This is a genomic window from Fontisphaera persica (assembly GCF_024832785.1).
Lineage (GTDB): Bacteria > Verrucomicrobiota > Verrucomicrobiia > Limisphaerales > Fontisphaeraceae > Fontisphaera > Fontisphaera persica.
This window is the reverse complement of record NZ_CP116615.1, coordinates 592,165-613,829: the sequence shown is the minus strand read 5'-3', so window position 1 is coordinate 613,829 and position 21,665 is coordinate 592,165. Positions and strand designations below refer to the sequence as shown.

The window sequence follows — 21,665 nt, the reverse complement described above, 5'->3', positions numbered from 1 at the left end:
CCTTACGGACCCGTGCCCAGGCGGTAATAGCGTTGTGGCGCGTTGGTGGTGCCCACCGTGACCGTCACTGGCTCGCCGGAGCCGGTGTAATTGGTCTGCACCTGCCACGGCACCGAAGGCGCCAGGCTGTCCTTGTATTCCAGCCAGTACTGGCGTCCCGGCTCCGTGGTGAACTGGAAGCTCAACGTACGCGCTGCCGGGTTGACCACCGGGGCCACCAATTGCGGCGGAGTGGCGGGCGCGCTCAGCCGGTTGGGCGCGCCCGGTGTGGGATTGACCATGAAATAACGCGTAGCGGCGCCGTCAGGGAAACGTCCCTCACTCACGTCATTTGTCTGCCGGCCGAAGGTGACGGCATCCACCACCGCCCCATCAGGGGTGAACAAACCAATGGCCTCACCGTCCACGTTCAGGCGGAAATTCACATGGAGATGCGTGCGGTTGGTGTTCAACGCCGGATTCCCATCCGCCCACACCAACAGATAGCCGCCCGGCGGAATAATCCAGCCGTCCGGGATGCGGAACATGAACGGATTATTCAGGCGGTCGCTCAGGTAGTAACCGCTCAAATTGGCGGGCGCGGGGCCGGGGTTGTACAATTCAAACCAGTCCTCGTAAAGGGCGGTTTGCGGTTGGGCCAGGAATAGCTGGTTGCCAGCCATCCACTCGTTAATGAACACCATCAACGGGGCCACGGCCGCCGTATTCGTGGCACCCGGCGTGGCCACTTGCATCACCTGCCGGTAGAACGGCTGCCCATCCGGCACGGAGCCATAAGATGCCTGGGCCGGCACCTCCCGGTAATTGAAGTAGTCCACCACTTGCGGCATCTGGTTGACCGGCCGCGACAAGGCCAGCGAGCCGGTGCCCGGCGTGGGACGGAAGGACGCATGATACTCGCGCCCCACGGAGCGCTCCGGCTGGCCATCGAGCCAGACGAGGAGAAACTCTCCCGGTTCAATGCTGGCGCCGGCCGGGAAAGTCCACTGGAGCAAATTGGTGTAATTATTGGCGAGACTCCAACCTTCCAGGTTGATGGCATTGGTGCCGCCATTGTAAAGCTCGACCCACGGCTCACGGCGGCCGGAGCCATCCACCGCGCCATTCAGGTTCTCCGGCTGGATTTCGTTGAGCCAGATTTCCGGATACGGCGGCAGGGTGGCGGTCACGCTATTGGAAACGCCCGGCGTGGCCGCCGGCGGCGGCGCGGCGCTGTGGGTGAAGTTCATGGTGCCCGGCTGCAAACGGGTGGTGAAGTTGGGATTGCCCGGCACCGGATAATACCAATAGCTCAAGGTATAGGGCCGGCTGGTCGCCAAACCTGGGCTGAACGATTGCTTGAGCGAGGTATTGTTGATAACCACCAGGCTGTTGGTGGCCCGCAAGCGCACGCTGTATTGCCCCGAGCGCACGTACGCGGTGCTCAGCTCCGCCACCTGGTTGCTGAGGGGCAAAGTCCAGCCGGTGGTCAACGGCAACTCAAAATCTCCGTTGACCAGCAGATTGGTGCCCTGCTCCGCCACCAAACCTTCCACCAGCTTGACGTCGTCCAGATAAATCTCCCCCAGACCATTGAGGTACATGACCAGGACAGCGGTGCCAATCAGGTTGGTGCCCGTGTAACTCACATACCGCCAGCCTGCGGACGGAACGCCCCAATTGCTGACCCGCCGGTTGTCCTGCCGCGCGTCCAGCAATTGCAACGCCATGCCGTTGGTGGCCGGCGCCCACGGCGCTTCGCTGTCGTAGCGCACGCGGTTCATGACCACTTCCGTGCCGGTGGCCGGGTCGGGTCGCAACAAGGTGAGGGTTTCCCCGCCACTCTGCAAATTGCCATTGAAAACATCGTGCAACGGCGCATTGGCCCCATACGCCGCCATGTATGCAGCCCGGTTTTTGGCGATGACCAGATGGGAGCGCGGCAGAAGAATGGAGCCGCCGCGGAATTGGTAGGACAGGCCGTTGATGCGCCAGCCTGACAAATCAAAGGCTGTCGTCGTCGAGGTATTGAACAATTCCACATATTCGGCATCCGGCACGGCCGGATTGGCCATGATTTCACTGAAGACCACCCTGCCCTGCGCTGGCTCTGTGGGCTGGGTGACCACCACGGAGACCTCTCGCACGGCACTGGTCACCGCGTTGCCAAAGTAATCGCGGCCGGACAACCGCAGGACGTTTGTGCCCTGCGGCAAAGCCACCTGCAGGCTCCAGTCGGTCATCGTGCTCCAGGTGACCGGATAAGCCAGCCCATTCACCTCGATGGTGGCGATTTCCAACGGCGCCTTGCCGGAGAGAATGATGGCATTGGTGCCGAAGGTAAGCGTGGAGGCCGCCGGACCAAACTGCGTGGTGTCAAATGCGGCCGCCTGCGCCGCGATGCCATCCCGGGCGGAAGCAATCCAGTCCTTGATGGCCTGCGGTGAGGCTGCCGTCAAGCCGCTGGCCCGGAAGGCGGCATAACGCGCATCCATCAAGCGCTCAATGTTTTGTGGTTGCATCACGCGCAAGGCCAGCTCCTTCAACGCCCGCCAATACATGCGGCGGAAAGTGGGATTGCCCGGGTTGCTGGGGTTGCTGGTGGGGTTGGAATAAATGCGCTGCCAGGCGGGGTCGGCGGCAAAGGAGCCACTACCCGGCACCACATACTCCAGATTCTGCGCCGGCCCCCACGAAATGCGGTTGCCCAGCACAATGCTGAAGTCGAACATGAACAAGGTCCATGGCACGTTGGGACTGACGTAGCCATAGACGTTCTGCTGGTTCTGAATGCCAAAACAATCCCAATTGCCTGCCGCATGGTTGGCCGCCACCAGGCGCAGCCAGTTCTCCATGTTGGCCACCTTCATCATGTTGCTGACATAGGTGGGGCTGTTATAGGCGTTGGCGATGTTAATCAGGTTGAAAACGTTGGTGTAATTGTTGTTGTTGTCCGCCGACTCCCGCACCTGATAATTCCAACGGTAGCGGGCAAGTTTGTGGGCCCCGCCGGTAGTGGTGAAGGCCCGCAAAGAGGCCCATTCCTTGTTTTGCCACGGGGTATTGGCATTATTCCCAGTGGACGGCGCGCCGCCTTCAAACCACGGCTGGATTTTGTACAAATAGCCGCCCTCGTCATCCGGGAAGTACGAATCAGGCACGCTCACACTCGGCCGGAGGGCATCCTCCATCAACTGGCCGCGGCGCACCCCATTGACATAAACCGCCACGTACCGGCGATAAACCCACGGCAACCCCAGCCCGCGCAGCAATTCGTTGGCCACCTGCTCCCGCTGCAAGGTGGCATCGTTTACGTTGGCATTGGCATTGTCATCCTGGATGTCATTGCCAATCCAGTGCATTTTGTTGAAGGAAGTGTGCCCCAGCAGCTTGTCATCCTTGGGCATTTGCCAGGTGTAATGGCAGGCGCGGGTGCCCGCCGGACCGTCAAAGGCCTGGTGGTAAGGACTCCCCGCATAACGCGCCCCCATGTTGTAGATGACGCGCCCGTTGTACACCAGCGTGCCGTCAATGTCCTCATTGCTCAGCACCGGCAAGGTCACCCAACGGGTCACGTTGGAAGCGGTCAGCCAGAGGTGATAGGTGCCAAAGGCGCTGGCCGGTTCTGGCTCGCCCCAGCGCACCACACATTCCCGCGCCGGGCTGTTGTCGTCCAACAATTCCGGAAAACGGCTTTGGGCGTTCCAACCGTCCTGGGCCACCACCACAAAGGCCACCGTGACGCCGGCGTTCTGGCCGGGTATCATCGCACTGAACACACCGTCGCCGGCCACCTCATCGCCCTCCTGGCCGTCATCGCGCAAGGCCACCTCGGTATAACTGCTCTGATTGTCCAGGCGGTAACGCAAAGCTCCCGCCACGCCATCCGGGTCATCCAACCGCGCCACCACCCGCACTGGCTCGCCGGCCGCCGGCAGGGCAGGCTGGTGTGTCACCGCGTAAATGGCGGGCGCCGCATTGGTTACAGCACGGCTGTTGGGCGCGCCCGGCGTGCCAAGATTGGAGGGCACAATCATGCGGCCGGCAGCCTCCAGCCAGTTGCCGCGCAATCGCATGATGATATCCGGGCATCCCCGCAACCAGCGTGCCTGGAACCGCAAGGTGCCGGTGTTGCCGGAAGCCAAAGCCCCGCTGGCCATGGCGCCTTCGGCATGATTGGCAAGGGTGAAAAAGCGGTTATGCGTGCGCAACCGCAACGCATTGCCTCCGCCCACGCCCTGGCCGGGGGCCAGGTGAGAGCGGGAGAAGCAACCATACACTGCCCAGTTGGCCATGCCGCTCTCGAAGTCAGGATTCGTGGCAAAATTTTGCGTGCTGCCCGTGCGGAGCACTTCAAAATTATCCACCAGACATTCACCCGGCCCCAATTGGCCCACCTGGAAAAAGGCGATGGTTTCATTGTTGTAACTGGAGCCGTTGTCCAGCAGGCCGTCCACCACGGAAATGGTGGTCCACGGTGCCTTTTGGGTTTCATCACTGTCCGCCCAGTTGAAGGCCAGCCGGCGGTTGGCCCGCGGGTCCCGCAGTTCCAGACTGCTGCCGCCGCCGTCCGACCAGAGGCCCCAGCGGCCGCCGTCGGCGTAAGTGACCTCCTCCACGACCACCATCAACAGATTGGTCTCCACGCGGCCTTGATTGTTGGTGGTGATGTTCACCCAGGGTTGAGCCAGCGCCAGCCGCTCCCCGTTGCGGGCCAGCCGTCCCTCGAAATTGCCCACCACCAGGTTGCCATCCAACCCCGGGTACTTCGCCAGCAAATTGGTGCGGTTGCGCGCCACCACCAGGTAGCCGCCGGCAGACAACTGGGTATTGGGAGGGAAGGTGTACTGAATGCCATCCACCAACTGCCAGCCGCTCAAGTCCACCGGCGCCGTGCCCGGGTTGTGCAATTCCACATATTGGTCATCATCGTTTTCGCTCAAGGGGTGATACATGATTTCATTGATGACCACTGGACTGGGTCTGGGCGCGCTGTTCGCACTGCCGGGCGTCTGCGAGGCCAATAAGTAAAACTCGCCAGACCCATCCGGCCACCGCCCAAAGGACACCCCTTCCGCCTGCGCGTCAAAGCGCACCGCGTCCAACACCCGCGTGTCGTCCGGATTCTTCAAATACACCGTATCGCCGCCTGCTTTAATGCCAAAGCCAAGCTGGCTCTGGTAAAACACCAACTTGCCGGAGGGAGGAATCAAGGTCCCCGGCGGTATGCGATATTTATTATTGTTGGGAGTATCGGTCAGAATACAGCCGGAGAGGTCATTGGTCTGCCGGCTGCGGTTGAACAGTTCCACATAATCTTCCCCGGCCCCCGCGTTGGCCAGGATTTCATTAATCATCACCTCCCGCAGCGGGCTGGGACGATAAACCTCCATGCGCCCCGGCGAGCCGCCCACCTCGTCGCTGATGTCCCACGCCCGCGGGTCATTCTCACCGTAACTCGGGCGTGCCAGAACAATTGAGTGCCCCGTCCCATCCGCCGCCATGGGCCAGGGATGAGAGTTGCGGTACTCAATTTCCAACAGAATCGCATTTTGTTCATCGCGCAATCGCAGCGTGCCGCTGGTGCGCAGAGTGTTGGTGTAGGGGCCATGGACCTGCGTCAGGTTGTACACCTCCCGCACATCGGTTGGATTGGCTGCCACCACCAGAAAACCACCTCCCGGCAGTAGGGTGCCTTGAGGGAAGGTGTAGGCAATGTCACCCGACAGCCGGTAGCCGCTCATATCATGGAAGAATGGATTGCTGTTGTAGATTTCCACGTATTCCAACACCTTGCCGTCCGTGCGGGGCGCCGGGCGGTACATGATTTCAGAGATTACCAAACCGGTGCGCCGCGAAGACGGTCCCAAAGGCTCGCCCGGGCGGACAAGAGGCGCGGTTAACTGGCTCGGATTATCCCCCAGATGGGCAAACTGAGCCGTCGCCAAGGCCCCGCTGGTGCGGCTGGCAACAGCCATGCCCAGATAGACTGCTGGCCCCACGCTTAAGGTCGCAGAGCCAAGTCTGGACCATGTTTGGCCATCCAAACTGGTGTAGCCGATAAAATCATTGCCAGCCCGCTGTAAGCGCAGCCAGACATAAGGATAGTTGGGAGGCACCGAGGCTCCCGGGACGGCCCGGGCGCCGGTGGTCTGGCGGGCAAGGAAGAATTGTCCCACCGCTCCCGGGGTGGTCAAGGCCGCCGCAAAAACACTATTGGCCTCGAGCGACTCACGCGCCATCAAGCCGGCCTGCGCCCACAAATTGCTGGCCTCCAACTGCACCACCTGCACGCGCACGTCGAAATCCCCGGAAACCAGCCGGTATTGAAAACCAAGCTGGTCCGCCGTGCCACCTGCGCCGTCGCCGCCCCCGGAGACCTGATAACCCTGCGGCTGGGCAATCTGGAAGGAAGCGGGCTGCGCGCCACCAATATCCACCGGCGCGTAGGGGCTGGCCAGCAACGTCACCGTCGTGCCGCTGGCAATTAAATTCGGAGTGGTGGCACGGTCTGCCAACCCTTGCAGCGTCAAGGTGTACACCTCGCCAAAGGTCATGCTGTCGGTGTTCAGGGTGACGGTCAAACCATCCTCGCTAATGCGCGCCTCGCGCACGGCCAGACCGTTGGTGAAACCATAATGGGCCGCGTTGGTGGCCGTGGCCACCGCCACAGGCTCGGAAAAGACCAGGCGCACTTCATTGGAGCCGATGTTAAAGGCGCGGACCACTTGCGGGGGCACCGTGTCCGTAATGACCCGCAAGGTGGCGCCCGTGCTGGTCACCCCGTAAGGCGTGCCCAACACCACGTTGGTCAATGCCACCGTAAAGACCGTGCCATCATCCTGCGGAAGACTCTGCGCCACCCGCACACTCAGGTTGGTGGCGCCAGGAATCGCCACGCCATTGCGGTACCATTGCACCGTCACGGGGCGCTGTCCCACATAAGCCACCCGGAATATCGCCGGTTGCCCCTCCGGCACCGTGACACTGGCTGGCGCCGTGGTGATGGTCACCGGGCCGCTCTGCGGGGAGACGTCCGGCCCCAGCTCGTAGTTTTGCTGCACCTCCGCCGCGGTAATGGCGACGTTGTAAATACGGAACTCGTCAATGGAACCATTGAACCAGGGGTCATTGTATTGCGACCGGCCCAGCCAGTTATTGAAGGTCGCGCCTATCGCCGCCGGTGTGTAAGTGAATGCCGCGTTCTCCCCGCGCAGCACGCCGTTGATGTACAAGCGCGCCGTCTGGGAAGCGGCATCCTGCGTCCAAACGATATGCTGCCGCACGCCAATCGGAGGTTGTGGCGCAACGTTCAGAATCTGCTCGGCGCCCGTGGCGGTCTTATAAGCGCCCCGGATGCCGCCGCCGCCGCCATAGGGCCACGCCAAAAACATGTAACTGGTGCCTCCGCCCTGGTTGCCTTCGCCGCCAGAACTGTTGCCAAAGTCCCACAACCGCGCCCACCCGCCGCTGCCAAAATCAATGGCCCACGCCTCAAAGGTGATGTTGGAGTAAGTCATCACCAGATTATTCGGCAAATCCACATATTGATTGACGCCATTCAAACGCACCGCCCCGTTGGAGATGACCGGCCCCCCCATGAAAACCCCATGCGCTCCGCCCACGGCATCGGTGGCGTCGGTGGTGAAACTATAACGATGCCGCAAGGTCTGCGGCGGCATCTGCACCGCCAGCCGCCACGTGGCCGACAAGCCCTGGTAAAGCGCCGTAATTTCCACCTCGCCCCCATCCACCGCCGTCACCAATCCCGCCGGCGAAACCACCGCCACATTGGTATCGCTGGAACGATAGGTCACCCCCGGCACAGAGGTGATGGTGACATTGGTCACCGCCGTAAAATCCGCCCGCAGCGTCACGGGGCCCGAACCGCCCACGGTCAACTGGGACGGCCCGCTCAGGCGCAGCGCCTGAGGTGTGCCAGGATTGGTGACCATCAGGTCCGGCCCGACGTTGTAATTGAGGGAAACCTGGAACGGACTCAGGGCCTCATCGTAGATGCGAAACTCATGGATGCGCGCATTCAAGAAGGCATCCGCGGAAAATTGGGAACGCCCAATCCAGTTGTTGACCGTCGGCTCACAATCCGAAGGTTTGATGGTGACCGACTCATTGATGCCCACCACCTGGCCGTCCACATAAAGGCGGACGGTGCTCGTGGCGGCATCATAAACCCACAGCACATGCTTCATGACGCCAGACGGCAGGGCCGTCCCGCCCCATTCCGCAATCTGCTCACCCGCGCCGCCCCCCGTCAGGGTATGTGCGCCCCGGAGCGTGCCACTGCCACTGCGGGGTGTTAAAAACATGTAGCGCGTGCCGGACGTGCCGGAGGTGCCAATGGGGAAATCCTCGCCCGCCGAGCTGCTGCCGAAGTCGTAGATGCGGGACCAGTTGCCGCTGCCATTGTCCGTAATCCAGACCTCAATGGTGATGGAGTGATGGTTGCTGAGCAAGCCATTGGGCAGGTTGAGGTACTGGTTGGCTCCGCTCAACACCAAGGCCCCGCCAGTGACCGTGGCCCCGTTGACCAGTTGGCCATGGGCATCACCCACGCTGTCGCGGGCATCTGTATCAAAAGTGTAACGGTGCGTTAACGCGGCTGTAACATGGCTGGCGGCGCAAAGGACGCACCACAGCCACAGCCCCAACTTCCACAGGCGAGGTTTCATCTTGCTGTTATTCATATCATTAAATCGTTGTTGTTGCAAAACACGGGATGGTCGGCGCGCCCGCGCCAACCATCCCTGCGCTTTCCGCGGCGTTCAGGGCCGCGGACTTTACCCCACGCCCTCATTCTCACGGCCGGCTTGCCATCCGGTAAAAGCCAGCCGCGGTCGGCGGCGCAATATCCGTAAACTCTATCAAGCCATGGGCCGGGCATACAATCGTCAACACCGTCTGCCATGGCCCTTGAATCTGCTCGGCGCGCTGCACCTGGTATTCCACCCCGGGCGTGCCCGTGAACCGGACATGCACCTGCCCCGGTGAAACCACCAGGTTAAGATGGTCCTGCGGCGGTATTTCGCCCGCCACCACCCACAACCGCACTCGAGCAGTGGCCGTGCCCCCCTGTCCGTCACTTACGGTGTAAGTGAACGAATCTTCACCCGTGTAACCCGGCACAGGTGTGTACACCACGCCGGTTTCATTGGTTACAATTACCGCGCCATTGGTGCTGGCGCCGTCCACGGCAATGACCGTCAACACCGCCTGCGGGCCGCCGACATCGTTGGTCAACAGGCGCGCATACGGAATGGTGGCCGGTTGATGGTTTGCCACCGCATAAGGACCGTCATCCCCGGCGGTCACCGGGCTGATGACCGTCAGTGTGGCCACCTCGCTGGTCACCACCCCCACCGCGTTGCTCAGCACAACATAATAAGCGCCGGCATTGGTCAGCGTCACCGTGCCGATGCCATAGGACGGCTGATTCGCCCCCGCAAGGGCAATACCATTGAAGTACCACTGATAATCAATCGGATAAGGCGAGGTGGCCACGACCGCAAAGCTTACCGCCTCGCCCACCAGGTTGGTGCGGCTGGCCGGCTGAGCCAGAATCGCAATGGGCGCGGCAGGCGCCAGGGTGTCCGGCCCCAGCTCGTAGTTCTGGCGTATGCGCTCGGCGGGCAGCGCAGTGTCGTAGATGCGGAACTCATCAATAGAGCCATTCAGCGGCGCGTCCCCCTCATACAACGCCCGGCCCAGCCATGATTTGACGTTACGAATGGAGCTGAGCGGGAAATCCAGCGGGGTGCTGCCCACCCATTCGCCATTGATGTGCATGCGCATCACACCGTTGGGCGGGTCATAGACGCAGGCCACGTGCACGTTGGTTTGCCCATCCAACACGCCCGGGCGGGTCACCAACAATTCATGCAAGTACCCGGGGTCCGCATCGCCATAGCTCATGCGGGTATCTCCGGCCCCGCTGTGCGGGGTGAACATGACGTAATACCGGCCCAGACTGCTGGGGTTCTGATCGCCAAAGTCATACACCCGCGACCAGTTACCATTCGGACCAAAGCTGGCCCAGAACTCGAAGGTGATGGCGGCGTAATTGCTCATCAGCCCGGCCGGCAAATTGACATACGTGCCCGCCGTGCCGTTCAAGACCACCGCGCCGTTCTGAATTGCCGCGGCCCCCATCAATTCCCCATGCGCGCCGCCAATGGAATCTTCCGCCCCGACATTGAAGCTGTACCTATGCTTCAGGCTGGCCACCGCGGATTTCACCGTCAAAGTCACCACGGAACTGGTGGCGCTATAGACCTGGCCATTGACTTCATTCTGGGCCACGCAGAAAAATTCAGCGCCATCATCCGACAACCGCGTCACCGGAATCTGGTAAGCCGGCGCCGTCGCGCCCGTCACAGGGCTGCCGTTACGGTACCATTGATAGGTCACCGGCTCGGTGCCCGCAGCAAACACCCTGAACGTGGCCGCGGAATACTCCGCCGCCATAACCGCGGGCTCCGGCTGGCCCAGAATGGCCACCGGCACCCCACCCGCCCCCAGGCTGATGCCCATGTTGAAGTTGTCGCGCACCTGCCCCGGCGTCAAAGCACGGCTATGCACTCGCAAGGCCGCCAACGCTCCGGAGAAGGAAATGCCTGAGCCGCTGTAAGCATAACTGGATTCATAAGGCTGGCCCAAGGTCACCGGGTCGCCGGAATAAATGTTCAGATTCTTGGTTTCCTGCGCGTTGAGCACCCCATTCACGTACGCCCGTTGCCAGGTGCCATCATAAGTCACCACGATGTGATGCCACTGCCCGGCGGGCGGCATCGAAGGCTCGCCCGTGGGACCAATGCCCTCGCCAAATGCCAGGTCCGGCGCCCCCCAATGCGCGGCCAATCCCCAAGTGCCGTGCGTGCCATAGCCCACGGCCGCATAGGTGCCGTCCGGCCCGCCGCGGCGCGCCCAACTGAAGACCCACTCTTCAGCGCTCACCGCCGGGTTAAACACCCAGTACTCCACACTGAAACTGCGTCCCACGCCGTTTTCGCGTCCAGTGATTTGCGGGGGTGCGGTGAAGGTGGCTTTGAGATGCTGAGACCCATTGAATTGCAGCGCGGGCTGGCCATTGGCGACGCCGTAAGTCGGCACGGTACTAAGGGCGCCATCCACACTGAACGCGCCTCCCGCCGTGCCATAGTTCAACCAGTTCGTCACCTGACCCGCCGCATTGCCTTGCAAACCGCGACTGACATTCAAATCAATCAACAGCTCGCCGGCCACTTCGAGCAGCGCCTCATTGGCGGTGGTTTGCGCGCCTTCGGCGGGTAGGGCAATTTGATAATTCAGCAGTGCCCCCTCGCCGGCAGCCGCAAAGACGGCCACATAATAGGTGGTGTTCTTGTTCAAATCCGTCACGGTCACCGTGCTGCCGGTGCCGTCATACACCACATAGGAACCATCCGGCATGGGCGTGCCGCGTCCAAATATGGGATTGGCCGCGTAGGCCACGCCGTCGGCGGGCTGTGCCGTCACCGGCGCGCCTTCACGCATCAACACCACCGAGCGGCTGCTTCCCACACCCGGCGTCCAGCCCACGGTCATGGACCGATTGCGCACCTCGCTGAAGACCACCTGTTCCGCCGGCAGCGGCTCGGTGTAGAATTCGCTGTCCACCGAAGCTACCACGCCCTCCACGGCGTTACTGGCAAAGCCGCGCACAAAATAACGGGTGCCGGGCTGTAGATTGGTCAAATTAAACGCCGCTTCAAACGGCGCATTGGTCATGCCCACGGCAAAAGCGTAGTTATCGGTCGGCTGCGGGGTCACCCCCCAGGCCACCCCCCAACTTGTCACCCCATTGCCGCCATCCGACAATACCCGAACCGTGGCGCTGGCCGTGGTGGGTGTGATGTCCCGAACCGCTGGTGAGGCGAAGGTCAACGGCAAGGGGCGCACCACCACCGCCCCGGCCTGTACAAACTGGCTGGGAGCCAATTGGTTCTGGTAGCAGGCCCAAATCCAATCCGCTGGACGCGCCACCCATTCGGCACGCATTTCATCGAGTTTGCCCTTGTGATGACGTCCGGACTGCTTCATGGAGCCAGCCAGTTGGAACTGGTTGTTGTTGACCCCCGGCCCGGCCTTGTACCACACCCCGGCCAGGGCGCCATTGGTGTAGATTTCATGGCGTATGCCATGAATCGTGGCCGCCAGATGAATCCACTGTCCGGGGCCGCCCGCATTGGCCAGCGGGATTTGCACATCGCCGCCCCAGTTATAGACTTCCATGCGCAAATTCGCGCCCTGCTGCCAGAAATACAGGTCACCATAATTCAGTGCCGGCGTGCCGTCCTTGCACATGAACATGCCGTCGCGGCTCGCATCGGCACACCAGACCCAGGCGGACAACGTCAGGTTGGTGAAATTAATCACCCCCACCGCGGTGTAGCTGTTGGCCGTGCCCGCGTATTCCTGAGCCGGTCCTATGATGCCTGCCGTATTGGTGACGTTTTGTGGGTTGTTGACAAAATTGGCATGGTAGCCGTTGGGCGTTGAGTCGCGGACTACCGCGTTGGTCATGTGCCATACCCCGGCAAAACCGTCATTCCAGGTCGCCCCATTGGTGGTGTAAGCCGGCGAGGAAACTCCCGCCTTGCCCCAATACATGTCAATGTAAGCCCCAGCCGCCAGCTCCGGCACCTGCACCCACACAAACGAGTCTCCGGCCGGATTCCAGCTCTCAATCTCGTAATTCAGTTCACCGCCATTCGGCTCGGTAAAGCGCAGGTCAGAAGACCCCGACAGGAATTGGCTGTACTGGAAACCCGGGATGCTTTCGTTCAGCCGGATTAACACCGGGAAATTCGTCAGGATGGTGCCACGGTTGTAACCAGCCAGCGTGTGCCGCATCACGTAGGCATAACCCAGCGGCTGAAACGCGCGCGGCGTGAAACTGGCCGTCTCCGGCGCCCAAGACTGCCCTCCTTCATTCACGGCTGACCAGCGATAATAATAAGTCGTGCCTGCCTGCAAGCCGGCAATTTTCACCACCAGTTCCCCAGCCGGTTGCAAACCCAGATTCACCACATTGGACCACGCCTCAGCATTGGTGCCGCCATCCACGGCGCCCCAGTACAAGCGGGCTTCCGTCGGCAACCCATTGGTGGCCACCAGCCGGCCCGCCACATGCGCATAAGCCGGGGTAAGCGTCTTCAGCCGCGTGTTTTCCACCCATGCCGGGCCGTAAGTGACGAAGGTGGCCGCCGAGGACCACGCCTCCCCCACGCTGTTGCTGCCATAGGCGCGGAAGTAATAACGGCTGCCTGGCGTCAGCCCGCTCACCGGCGCCACAAAGTTGCCCCACGGAATAACCCCCAGGTCCGCCACGCCTTCCCATGCTTGTTTATTAGTCCCTCCATCAGTCCGCCCATAATAGACAGAGACCGCACTGGGGGCTGTCATGCCCAAAAGCTGCCCGCGCAAGTCCGCCGCATTGGTGCGAATGTTGAAGGCGGCCAGAGCCGTAACACTGACGGCTGGCCGCACCGGACCGGCCAGATAATTGGTAAGCACCTGGTCGGCCGTGAGCAGTCCACCGTGCACCCGTACGGCATTGATGTAACCACTAAAATAAAGCTGGTTCACCGACGAGCCGGAACGCTGCGCTCCAATGTTCACCGTGCGATTTGGGTCCGTGGCCAAATCGCCCCCGATGGTCTTGGACGTCACGAAGCGTCCGTCCACATAAACCGTCGCCAGCCGTGAGCCATTGTAGGTATAAACAATATGATGCCACTGGCCGGCCGCAGGAATACTGGCAGCATCTGGCCACCCCACATCATTGGCCGCTCCCCAGAAGCCGATGGCGCCATAACCACTGGCGCCGGTGCTGCTCCCATAGTTGAACGACGCATTTTGCCGATCCCCCAGACTGCGGGCCCCCATCGAGACCAACGTTTCCTCCGTGGCAATCGCAGGATTCAGCACCCAGACTTCAATGCTGCGGTCGCTATTGCCTGCCAAATCACTCCCTGCCGCCGGCCCTACATAGGCCAGCGAGCCATTGAAAAAGACACCCGGGAAGGCCGTGCCTGCCGGCGTTTCAATCGTCGCCGTGCCCTGGCGCGTGAAGTGGCCCAGGGTGCCCTCGTTGATCCAGTTGGTACTCAGCGCCGAAACATTGGTGGCACGCAAATCCACATACAAGGTTCCCGCGGCAACCGGCGTGGGCGCCGCCACCACCGTAATGGTCACCGAGGCAGTCACCTCGCTGCCGGGATATTGCGCCGTGATGGTTGTCGTGCCAGCAGCCAGAGTTTGGATGCGGCCCAAATCACTGACCACCGCCACCGTCGGGTCACTGGACGTATAAACCACCCCATCCCCCACCGTTACGTTCACATCCATGGCATTTTGAAAATCCGCCCGCGCCGTGAGCTGTCCTACCTGCCACGCCACCAACACGTTGGTGGACACACTCAACCGCAACGCCGTCAAGGCCCCGGGATTTTGCAACACCCCCACATTCGGCCCGGCGGCGGCATTCGCCGCAATTTCCGGCGCGCGCAAGCTGGTGTTATAAATACGGAAATCCAAAATCTGACCGTTAAGGAAAGGGTCGGCAAATTGGGAACGCCCCAGCCAGTTGTTGAAATCATCAATGCTCGACAATGGCCGCGCCGGGATTTCAAATCCCACATACTGGCCGTTGATGAACAGCCGGGCCACCTTCCGGCTCCAGTCAAAAGTGCAGGCCATGTGCACGGGCACCCCCGTGGGAATGGCAGGAGCCCGAATGGTCATATCCACCGGCACCCCCAGCCAGCGTCCCCCAAACACCGCCGGGGTGTCTGTCAAGCCCGAGCGCGGCGACAAGAAGATGTAATTCACGCCCGTCCCCTGCTTGTCTTCGCCGTTGACGTTGCTGCCAAAGTCGAAGATGCGCTGCCAGTTGCTGCCTCCATTCCAAATCACCCATGCCTCGAAGGTGGCGTCGTTCAGCCGGGAAATGATGCCGTTGGGCAAATCCACGTAAGCCGAGGAACCATTCAGGGATACGGCGCCGTTGGCGGTCAAAGCAGCCCCTCCCAGCAGTGCGCCATGGGCATTGCCAATGCAATCCTCCGCCAGGGTGCCGCTGAGGGCGTTAAAGGCATAGCGATGCACCAGCGGCGCGCCGCCCATTTGCACTGTGACGGTGCGGGACGCCGTAAAACCATGATAACTCACCGTCACCGTGGCGGTGCCGTTGCGCTGGCCCAACAACAGGCCATTGGCCCCCACGCGCAGCACCGCCGGATTGTCCGAGGTAAAGACCACGCCGGGGGCGCGGGTGATGTCCACATTGGCCGCATTGTCGTAGGTTAACAGCGCCCGGGCCTGCTGCTGGTCATACATGGTCTCTCCAACATCCAGCGCCAGCCCCGTCTCCTGCCCGCCGGTGGCAGGCATCTCCGGTCCAGCCGCATAATTGGCCGCCACATCCCCATGCGAGAGGGTGCCTTCGTAGATGCGAAATTCCTCAAAAGCTCCCACAAAAGCCGGGTCTACCGCGTATTGCGAACGCCCCAGCCACACATTCAAATCCACCAGCGCGCTCAACGGCATGGCGGGCACCCCCCAACCCACCAGCCGCCCGTCCACGTAGAGCCGGGCCTGACCCTGCGCGTAATTGTAGGTGCATACCACGTGCACCAGCCGATTGGCCGGGAATGCCATGTCCCCCACCACCACCATATTGGGGTTGCCGTCCACCTGCTTGCTCTCGAAACGAATGGGGTTTTGTGGAGCCAGGAACAAGTAGTTGGTGCCCGTGCCGCTGGCGCCCTCCCCGCCAGTGCTCATGCCAAAGTCAAACACCCGCGCCCAGCTCGGCGCATTGCTGGCCACCACCCACATTTCCAAGGTCACCGCGCTGAAACCTGAAATCAACCCATTGGGCAAATCCACATACGCCGCATTGGTCCCCGCCTGCGCCAACACCAGCCGGCCGCTTTCCCGCCAGAAATTGGTGATGACGCCACCATTGTTGTTGTAAAAATTGGTCACGATGCCGTGCGCCCCGCCCACCAAATCCAATACCGTTGTGCCTTCGCTTTCATTGAAACTGTAACGATGCCGCAACACCGCCTGGTCCGGATTCAACGCCTCCATCACCACCGACGCCGTCATGGTGCCATAGGTGGCCGAAATGGTGGCCGAGCCAACGCGCAGAGCCTCCACCACGCCATTGCTGTTCACGGTGATGACCGAGGGATTGCTGGAGACGTACTGCACCCCTTCGTTCACCGTCACATCCACGTTGGTAACCGCCGAAAAATCCGCCAGCACCCTTAACGGGGCGCTGCTCCAGGCATACAAAGTGGGCGCCTGGATGCGCACCCCTTGCAACGCCCCCGGATCCACATCATCCGACAGTGGCCCGTTGGCGTAACTGGCGGCAATTTCCGGTGCGCGCAGCGCCGCCGCGTGAATGCGGAAATCTTCCATCCGGCCCAGGAAATAGGCATCGGCCGAATACTGTGAGCGCCCGAGCCAGGCGTTGGTGTGCTCGATGGCGCTCAGGGGAATGTCCGCCACGCCATACCCCACCCGCTGGCCATTCAAGTACAAGGTCGCCACGCGCGCCTCATAGTTGTAACTCACCGCCACGTGCGCCCATTGATTCATCGGCAGCAACATGGGCGCCTCCACCATGCGCTCGGCGCCAGTGGCATTGCCATTGGTGCTGACCACAAACCGCAGCCGTTGACCATTCGCATTGGGGGTGAGCTGAAAATAATGGCGCCCCGCCGTGCCGGTGCTTGTGCCGAAGTCGAAAATCCGCTGCCAGTTGCCGCCACCCGTCCAATACACCCAGGCCTCCACGGTGACATTGGTCAACTGGCTCAACAACCCGCCCGGCAGGGCCACATGGGCCGTGGTGACCGCCACGCCATCGTTGAGCAGCAACTGGCCGCTACCATTGAAAGCGGTGCCATTGAGCAACAAGCCATTGGCGCCGCTGAGAATGTCATTGGCCATCGTGCTGCTGGGTGCTTCTTCAAAATTATATTGGTGCAGGAGAAAATTGTAGTAGGCTTGAGCCGGCATGACGGCCATCCAAAGCACTGCCAGACAAAGCCCGGTCAAGGTGGGAATGAACGACAAGCGCGCAGATTTCATGGGCTGCAATTATTGATGTTGGTTGCTAATACTGCGTTGTCCCACCGCGTTCAGCATCGGCGATGCGAATCCAAGCCTCCACTTGGCTTGGCTGCCCGGTGGAACAATATTTAACTTAATTAAGTAATCATTTTGAGCGGAAAATCAACACCATTTTGCGAAATAATTTCACCATTTTGCGTATTTTAAGTAAAAACAGACAGCTTGGTATGACCATACATTTATAGTGCTAATTCTTTGATGAATAATAACTTAACAACATCCAAAGCAATTCCTTATTGGCTTTGTGAACAACGCAGGAAGGTTATAGACACTCCGTGGTTAACCTCGTAGATTCCCCGCCATGCAATGCTTCAATCAGTACGTCCTCAGCGCCCCGCGGCGGCTCGCCATGCCCATCGCGGTGTACCCCGGCATCGCCCTGACCCATGCCAAAGTCAGCGACGTTACCCACAACCCGGAAATTCAATTCCAGGCCCAAACCGCCCTACACCTCCGTTACCATACGCCTTTGGTGCTCTCGGCCATGGACTTGAGCGCGGAAGCCGAGGCGTTTGGCTGCACCCTGCATGAAGCTGAAGAGGAAGTGCCCTCGGTCACCGGACGTCTGGTCACCTCGCTGGCCGAGGCGCAGGCACTGGAGGTTCCCAAGCCCGGAGCCAAACGCACCTCCGTTTATCTGGAGACGGTGGCCCGCCTGCGCCGGCATTACCCTCAATACCTGGTTTTTGGGGGATGCATAGGCCCCTTTTCCCTCGCCGCACGCCTGGCCGGAGTGAGTGAGGCGATGGAACTTACCGTCACCGAGCCTGAACTGATGCACACTTTGTTGCAAAAGAGCACCGACTTTTTGCGCTCCTACTTGCGCGCCTTTCACTCCCAAGGCGCCGATGGGGTCATCATGGCTGAACCAGCAGCCGGTCTGCTCTCACCCCGCATGATGCAGGAGTTTTCCTGTGCCTACATCCGGCAATTGGTGGAGGCGCTGCCCACTGCCTCATTTGCCCTGATTTATCATAATTGCGCCGCCAAGTTGATGCATTTGCCTGTGCTGTTGGCAACGGGAGTGCAAACCTTTCATTTCGGTGCGCCTATGGATATTCCGGCCGCCTTAACTCAAGCCCCTGCCAGCGTGGTGATTTGTGGCAACCTGGACCCCACCGGCGTTTTTGTGCAGTCCAGCCCCGCGGAGGTTGAGCAGCAGACGCGCAAATTACTGGCCGCCACTCAAGGCCACAGAAATTTTGTCATCTCCTCCGGCTGCGACGTGCCCGCCCGCGCTCCCCTGGCCAATCTGGACGCCTTTTTCAAGGCGGTGGACGAAGCCCCTTGACCGGGCGCGGCGATGCAGTTCCACGAGCGCACGCGCCATGGCCTAATACCGGCTCGTTCCCCCCAAGGCCTGCACCGCTTCAGCAAAGTCCTCCGGCCAGGGCGCGTGAAAAGTGAGCCGCCCACCCGTGACCGGGTGAACAAAGGACAATTCCCACGCATGCAACAATACCCGCGGAGGCGTGTAGCCGGTGGCCTCGGCCAGCCGCGCCGTGGGCCGCTTGCCATACGTGGCATCACCCGCCAGCGGATGGCCGAGATATTGAAAATGCACACGGATTTGATGCGTGCGTCCCGTGTGAATCCTCGCCTCAACCAGCGTGGCCCCGCGCAAACGCTCGCGCACGCGGTATTCCGTCACCGCCTCGCGGCCCACATCTTCGTCCACCACCGCCATGCGTTTGCGATGGGTGGGATGCCGGGCAATCGCCGTGCGCAGGATGCCGCCCTCACGCGGAATTTCACCACAGGCCACGGCATGATAAAGCTTGGCCACCTGCCGCCCGGAGAATTGTGCCGAAAGCCCAAGGTGTGCCGCATCATTTTTCGCGACCACCAGGCACCCGCTGGTGTCCTTGTCCAGCCGGTGCACAATGCCCGGCCGCGCCACGCCCGCGATGCCACTCAGCCGGCCTGCGCAGTGATGGAGCAGCGCGTTCACCAGCGTATGCTCCTCATTCCCCGGCCCGGGATGCACGACCATGCCCGGCGCTTTGTTCACCACCACCAGATGCTCGTCCTCGAAGAGAATGTCCAGCGGCAGGGCCTCCGGATAGACGTGGGACGGCCGCGGCTCAGGAAAATGCACGGAGACCACCTCCCCCGCCCGCGGGCTGTGCGAAGGTTTGGCGCGCTGGCCATTGACTTGGATGTATCCTTCCTCAATGAGCCGTTGCAGCGTGCCGCGCGATACTGCCGGGTACCGGGCAGCCAGATAAACATCCAACCGCCCCCCGGGTTGGGAGGTTTCGATGACAAAAGTTTCCGAGCGCTCGGACACCCCATGGATTTTGCGCTGGAAACGGCCTCATGCCAAGTCTGTCTGCCGCATAATTCCTTTGAATGCGTCAAACCGTTGGTTTATAAATGGCTGGAGAAAGTTACACTGATTCTTTTATGATTTCTGCAAAATTGGTGCGCCCAAGTTCTTGGTTTAGGGGTTCGGCCATGAGGCATAGCTGGTTGTGTTGCGGCTGGCTGGTGATTGCCTTGGGTCTGATGACAGCCAGGCTGACGGCTGCCGACGCCGGTTTGTGCGTCATTTTCAAGGGCCTGTTTTATGAACAAACCGGGCCTTCCACCGTCACGCCCCTGGCGGGCACTCGTTTTGCCAATTTCCGGGCGTTTGCCAGCATGACATCACCGAATTCGTTAAGCTCCGGCAACTTGCGCAATCCAGCCAATCAAAATTTTTCCCTCGTGCTCGATGGAAACGAATTGAGATTTGGCATGGACTTCAATTCCCAAGCCAACATGGATGCCGCGTTTGGCAGTGGCAATTATGTCCTCACTCTGACCACCCGAAACGACGGCAACCGCTCCTTTACCTTGAATCTCTCCGGCAACACTTATCCCCCAATCCCCCAAGTCAGTAATTTCAATGCACTCCAGGCAGTGGTTCCCTCGCAGCCGCTCACCATCCAATGGAGCCCTTGGGCCGGAGGCACCGCCAATGATTTGATTCTGGTGCAAGTGGAAGACTCTGAAACCTGGGACATGGTGTTCAGCACCCCTGAACCCGGCAGCCCCGGAGCCTTGAATGGCACGGCCACTTCCATTACCATTCCCGCCAACACCTTCTCCTCCAACCGCATCTATAATGTCATGCTGATGTTTTTCCGGCCGGTGGCCATGGACGTTACCAGTTATCCCGGTGCCATGGCAGTGGCCGGCTATTTGAGGGAAACACAATTATCCTTCACCACGTCCGGGACCCAGGATACTCAGGCCCCCTGGCTGGAAGACCAAGAGCCGTGGAATCAGGAGGCGAATGTCCCACCTAATGCCGGCCTCGCTCTGAAATTTTCAGAGCCAATGCAGGCCACTTATGCCATCCAATGGAATCCCGCGCTGTCCATGAATTACCAATGGAGCAGCGATCGTACGGCCTTGTTTTGTTTTCCCGCCAGTGGCCTATGGCCCGCCAACACCACGGTTTCCTACACCTTGAACCCCCGGGGGCAGACTGGATTCCGCGACCTGGCGGGGAATGCCCTTCCCACCATTCAAGGTCAGTTTACCACCGGCAACAGCACCCGTTCACCTGATGTGGCGGCGTATGTGATGTATAAACAAGCTAATTACCAGCAAATCAACCCCACCACCGTCATTGCGTCCACCAATATGCTGCCTTTCGTCATAGGCGCGTTTGCCATCGCCAACGTGCCCGCCGCTGTCACCAATGCCACCTTTTTGGGGCCCAATAGTTTCCCCCTGGTGTTTGAGGGCGAAGAGTGGGAAGGCGGCCTGGGCACCAACTCCCAGGCCAATCTCGATGCGGCTTTTCCCCCAGGCGTTTACACCTTTCGTCTCCACACCGTCCACGATGGTCTGCGGCAGCTCAGTCTGACCCTGCCCGCCACCGCTTTGCCCAGCGCCCCGCAAATCGTCAATTATACCGCGGCACAGGCCATCAACCCACAAGCTCCCTTCACCCTGCAATGGCAGCCGTTCACAGGAGCCACCACGAATGATCGTATCCAGGTCGAAATAGAGCTGCAGAATCAGTGGCTGGATTACACTGTCTTTTCCACTCCCGACCCGCTTGGCCCCAATGCCATCAATGGCCTGGCCACCAGCATTCAAATCCCCGCCGGCACGTTGCCTCCAGGACGCCAGTTTACGGCTTGGGTCAGCTTTATCAAGGTGGTGACGTTGGATACGACGACTTATCCCGGGGCTATGGGAGTGGTAGGCTTCGTGGCCGATACCACACTGCCCATTGCCACCACCGGCCAACCCGTACGCCCCTCCCTGAGCAAAATCCGCCATTTTGGCAACTATGTTCGTCTGGAAATTCAAGGGGAGCTCCAAATGCCCTATACCGTTGAATTCACGGAGAACTTTCTCCAATGGTACAACCTGCGCTCCGATTGGAACCAAACCGGCACAATCATCATCGAGGACTGGAATCTCAACCCCAACCGCCGCTTCTACCGGGTGCGCGAAGGCTGGTAATCCCACTTGAAGCCGGGAAATAGTCGGGACATACT

General features: G+C 60.6%; 5 protein-coding genes. 2 read left to right on the top strand and 3 right to left on the bottom strand.

The genetic code is table 11. From position 1 onward, the window contains the following. Positions 1 to 2: 2 nt before the first annotated feature. Together NXS98_RS02375 and NXS98_RS02370 are read right to left on the bottom strand one after the other, a co-directional pair. The gene (locus NXS98_RS02375; protein WP_283846867.1) at positions 3 to 8,684 is read right to left on the bottom strand and encodes a lamin tail domain-containing protein; all 8,682 of its coding nucleotides are present in this window, start codon (positions 8,682 to 8,684) and stop codon (positions 3 to 5) included. Between the two features lie 112 nt (positions 8,685 to 8,796). Then, a complete protein-coding gene (locus tag NXS98_RS02370) occupies positions 8,797 to 17,121 on the bottom strand; it encodes a DUF2341 domain-containing protein (RefSeq protein ID WP_283846866.1) in 8,325 nt (2,774 codons plus the stop codon). Positions 17,122 to 17,464: 343 nt separating this feature from the next. Between NXS98_RS02370 and NXS98_RS02365 the strand changes: the two genes are divergently transcribed. Next, positions 17,465 to 18,454: a uroporphyrinogen decarboxylase family protein gene (locus NXS98_RS02365; protein WP_283846865.1), complete on the top strand. Its 990-nt coding sequence runs from the start codon at positions 17,465 to 17,467 to the stop codon at positions 18,452 to 18,454. A gap of 42 nt (positions 18,455 to 18,496) precedes the next feature. Here NXS98_RS02365 and NXS98_RS02360 read toward each other — a convergent pair whose 3' ends face one another. After that, on the bottom strand, positions 18,497 to 19,453 hold the full coding sequence (locus NXS98_RS02360) for an RluA family pseudouridine synthase (RefSeq protein WP_283846864.1): 957 nt from the start codon (positions 19,451 to 19,453) through the stop codon (positions 18,497 to 18,499). A gap of 167 nt (positions 19,454 to 19,620) precedes the next feature. Between NXS98_RS02360 and NXS98_RS02355 the strand changes: the two genes are divergently transcribed. After that, on the top strand, positions 19,621 to 21,630 hold the full coding sequence (locus NXS98_RS02355) for an Ig-like domain-containing domain (protein WP_283846863.1): 2,010 nt from the start codon (positions 19,621 to 19,623) through the stop codon (positions 21,628 to 21,630). The last annotated feature ends 35 nt before the right edge of the window (positions 21,631 to 21,665 follow it).

What these genes read in the sequence shown, in the direction of transcription:
- NXS98_RS02355 (WP_283846863.1), top strand. Translation starts at nt 19,621, where the DNA reads ATGAGGCATAGCTGGTTGTGTTGCGGCTGGCTGGTGATTGCCTTGGGT.
- NXS98_RS02375 (WP_283846867.1), bottom strand. Translation starts at nt 8,684, where the DNA reads ATGAATAACAGCAAGATGAAACCTCGCCTGTGGAAGTTGGGGCTGTGG.
- NXS98_RS02370 (WP_283846866.1), bottom strand. Translation starts at nt 17,121, where the DNA reads ATGAAATCTGCGCGCTTGTCGTTCATTCCCACCTTGACCGGGCTTTGT.
- NXS98_RS02365 (WP_283846865.1), top strand. Translation starts at nt 17,465, where the DNA reads ATGCAATGCTTCAATCAGTACGTCCTCAGCGCCCCGCGGCGGCTCGCC.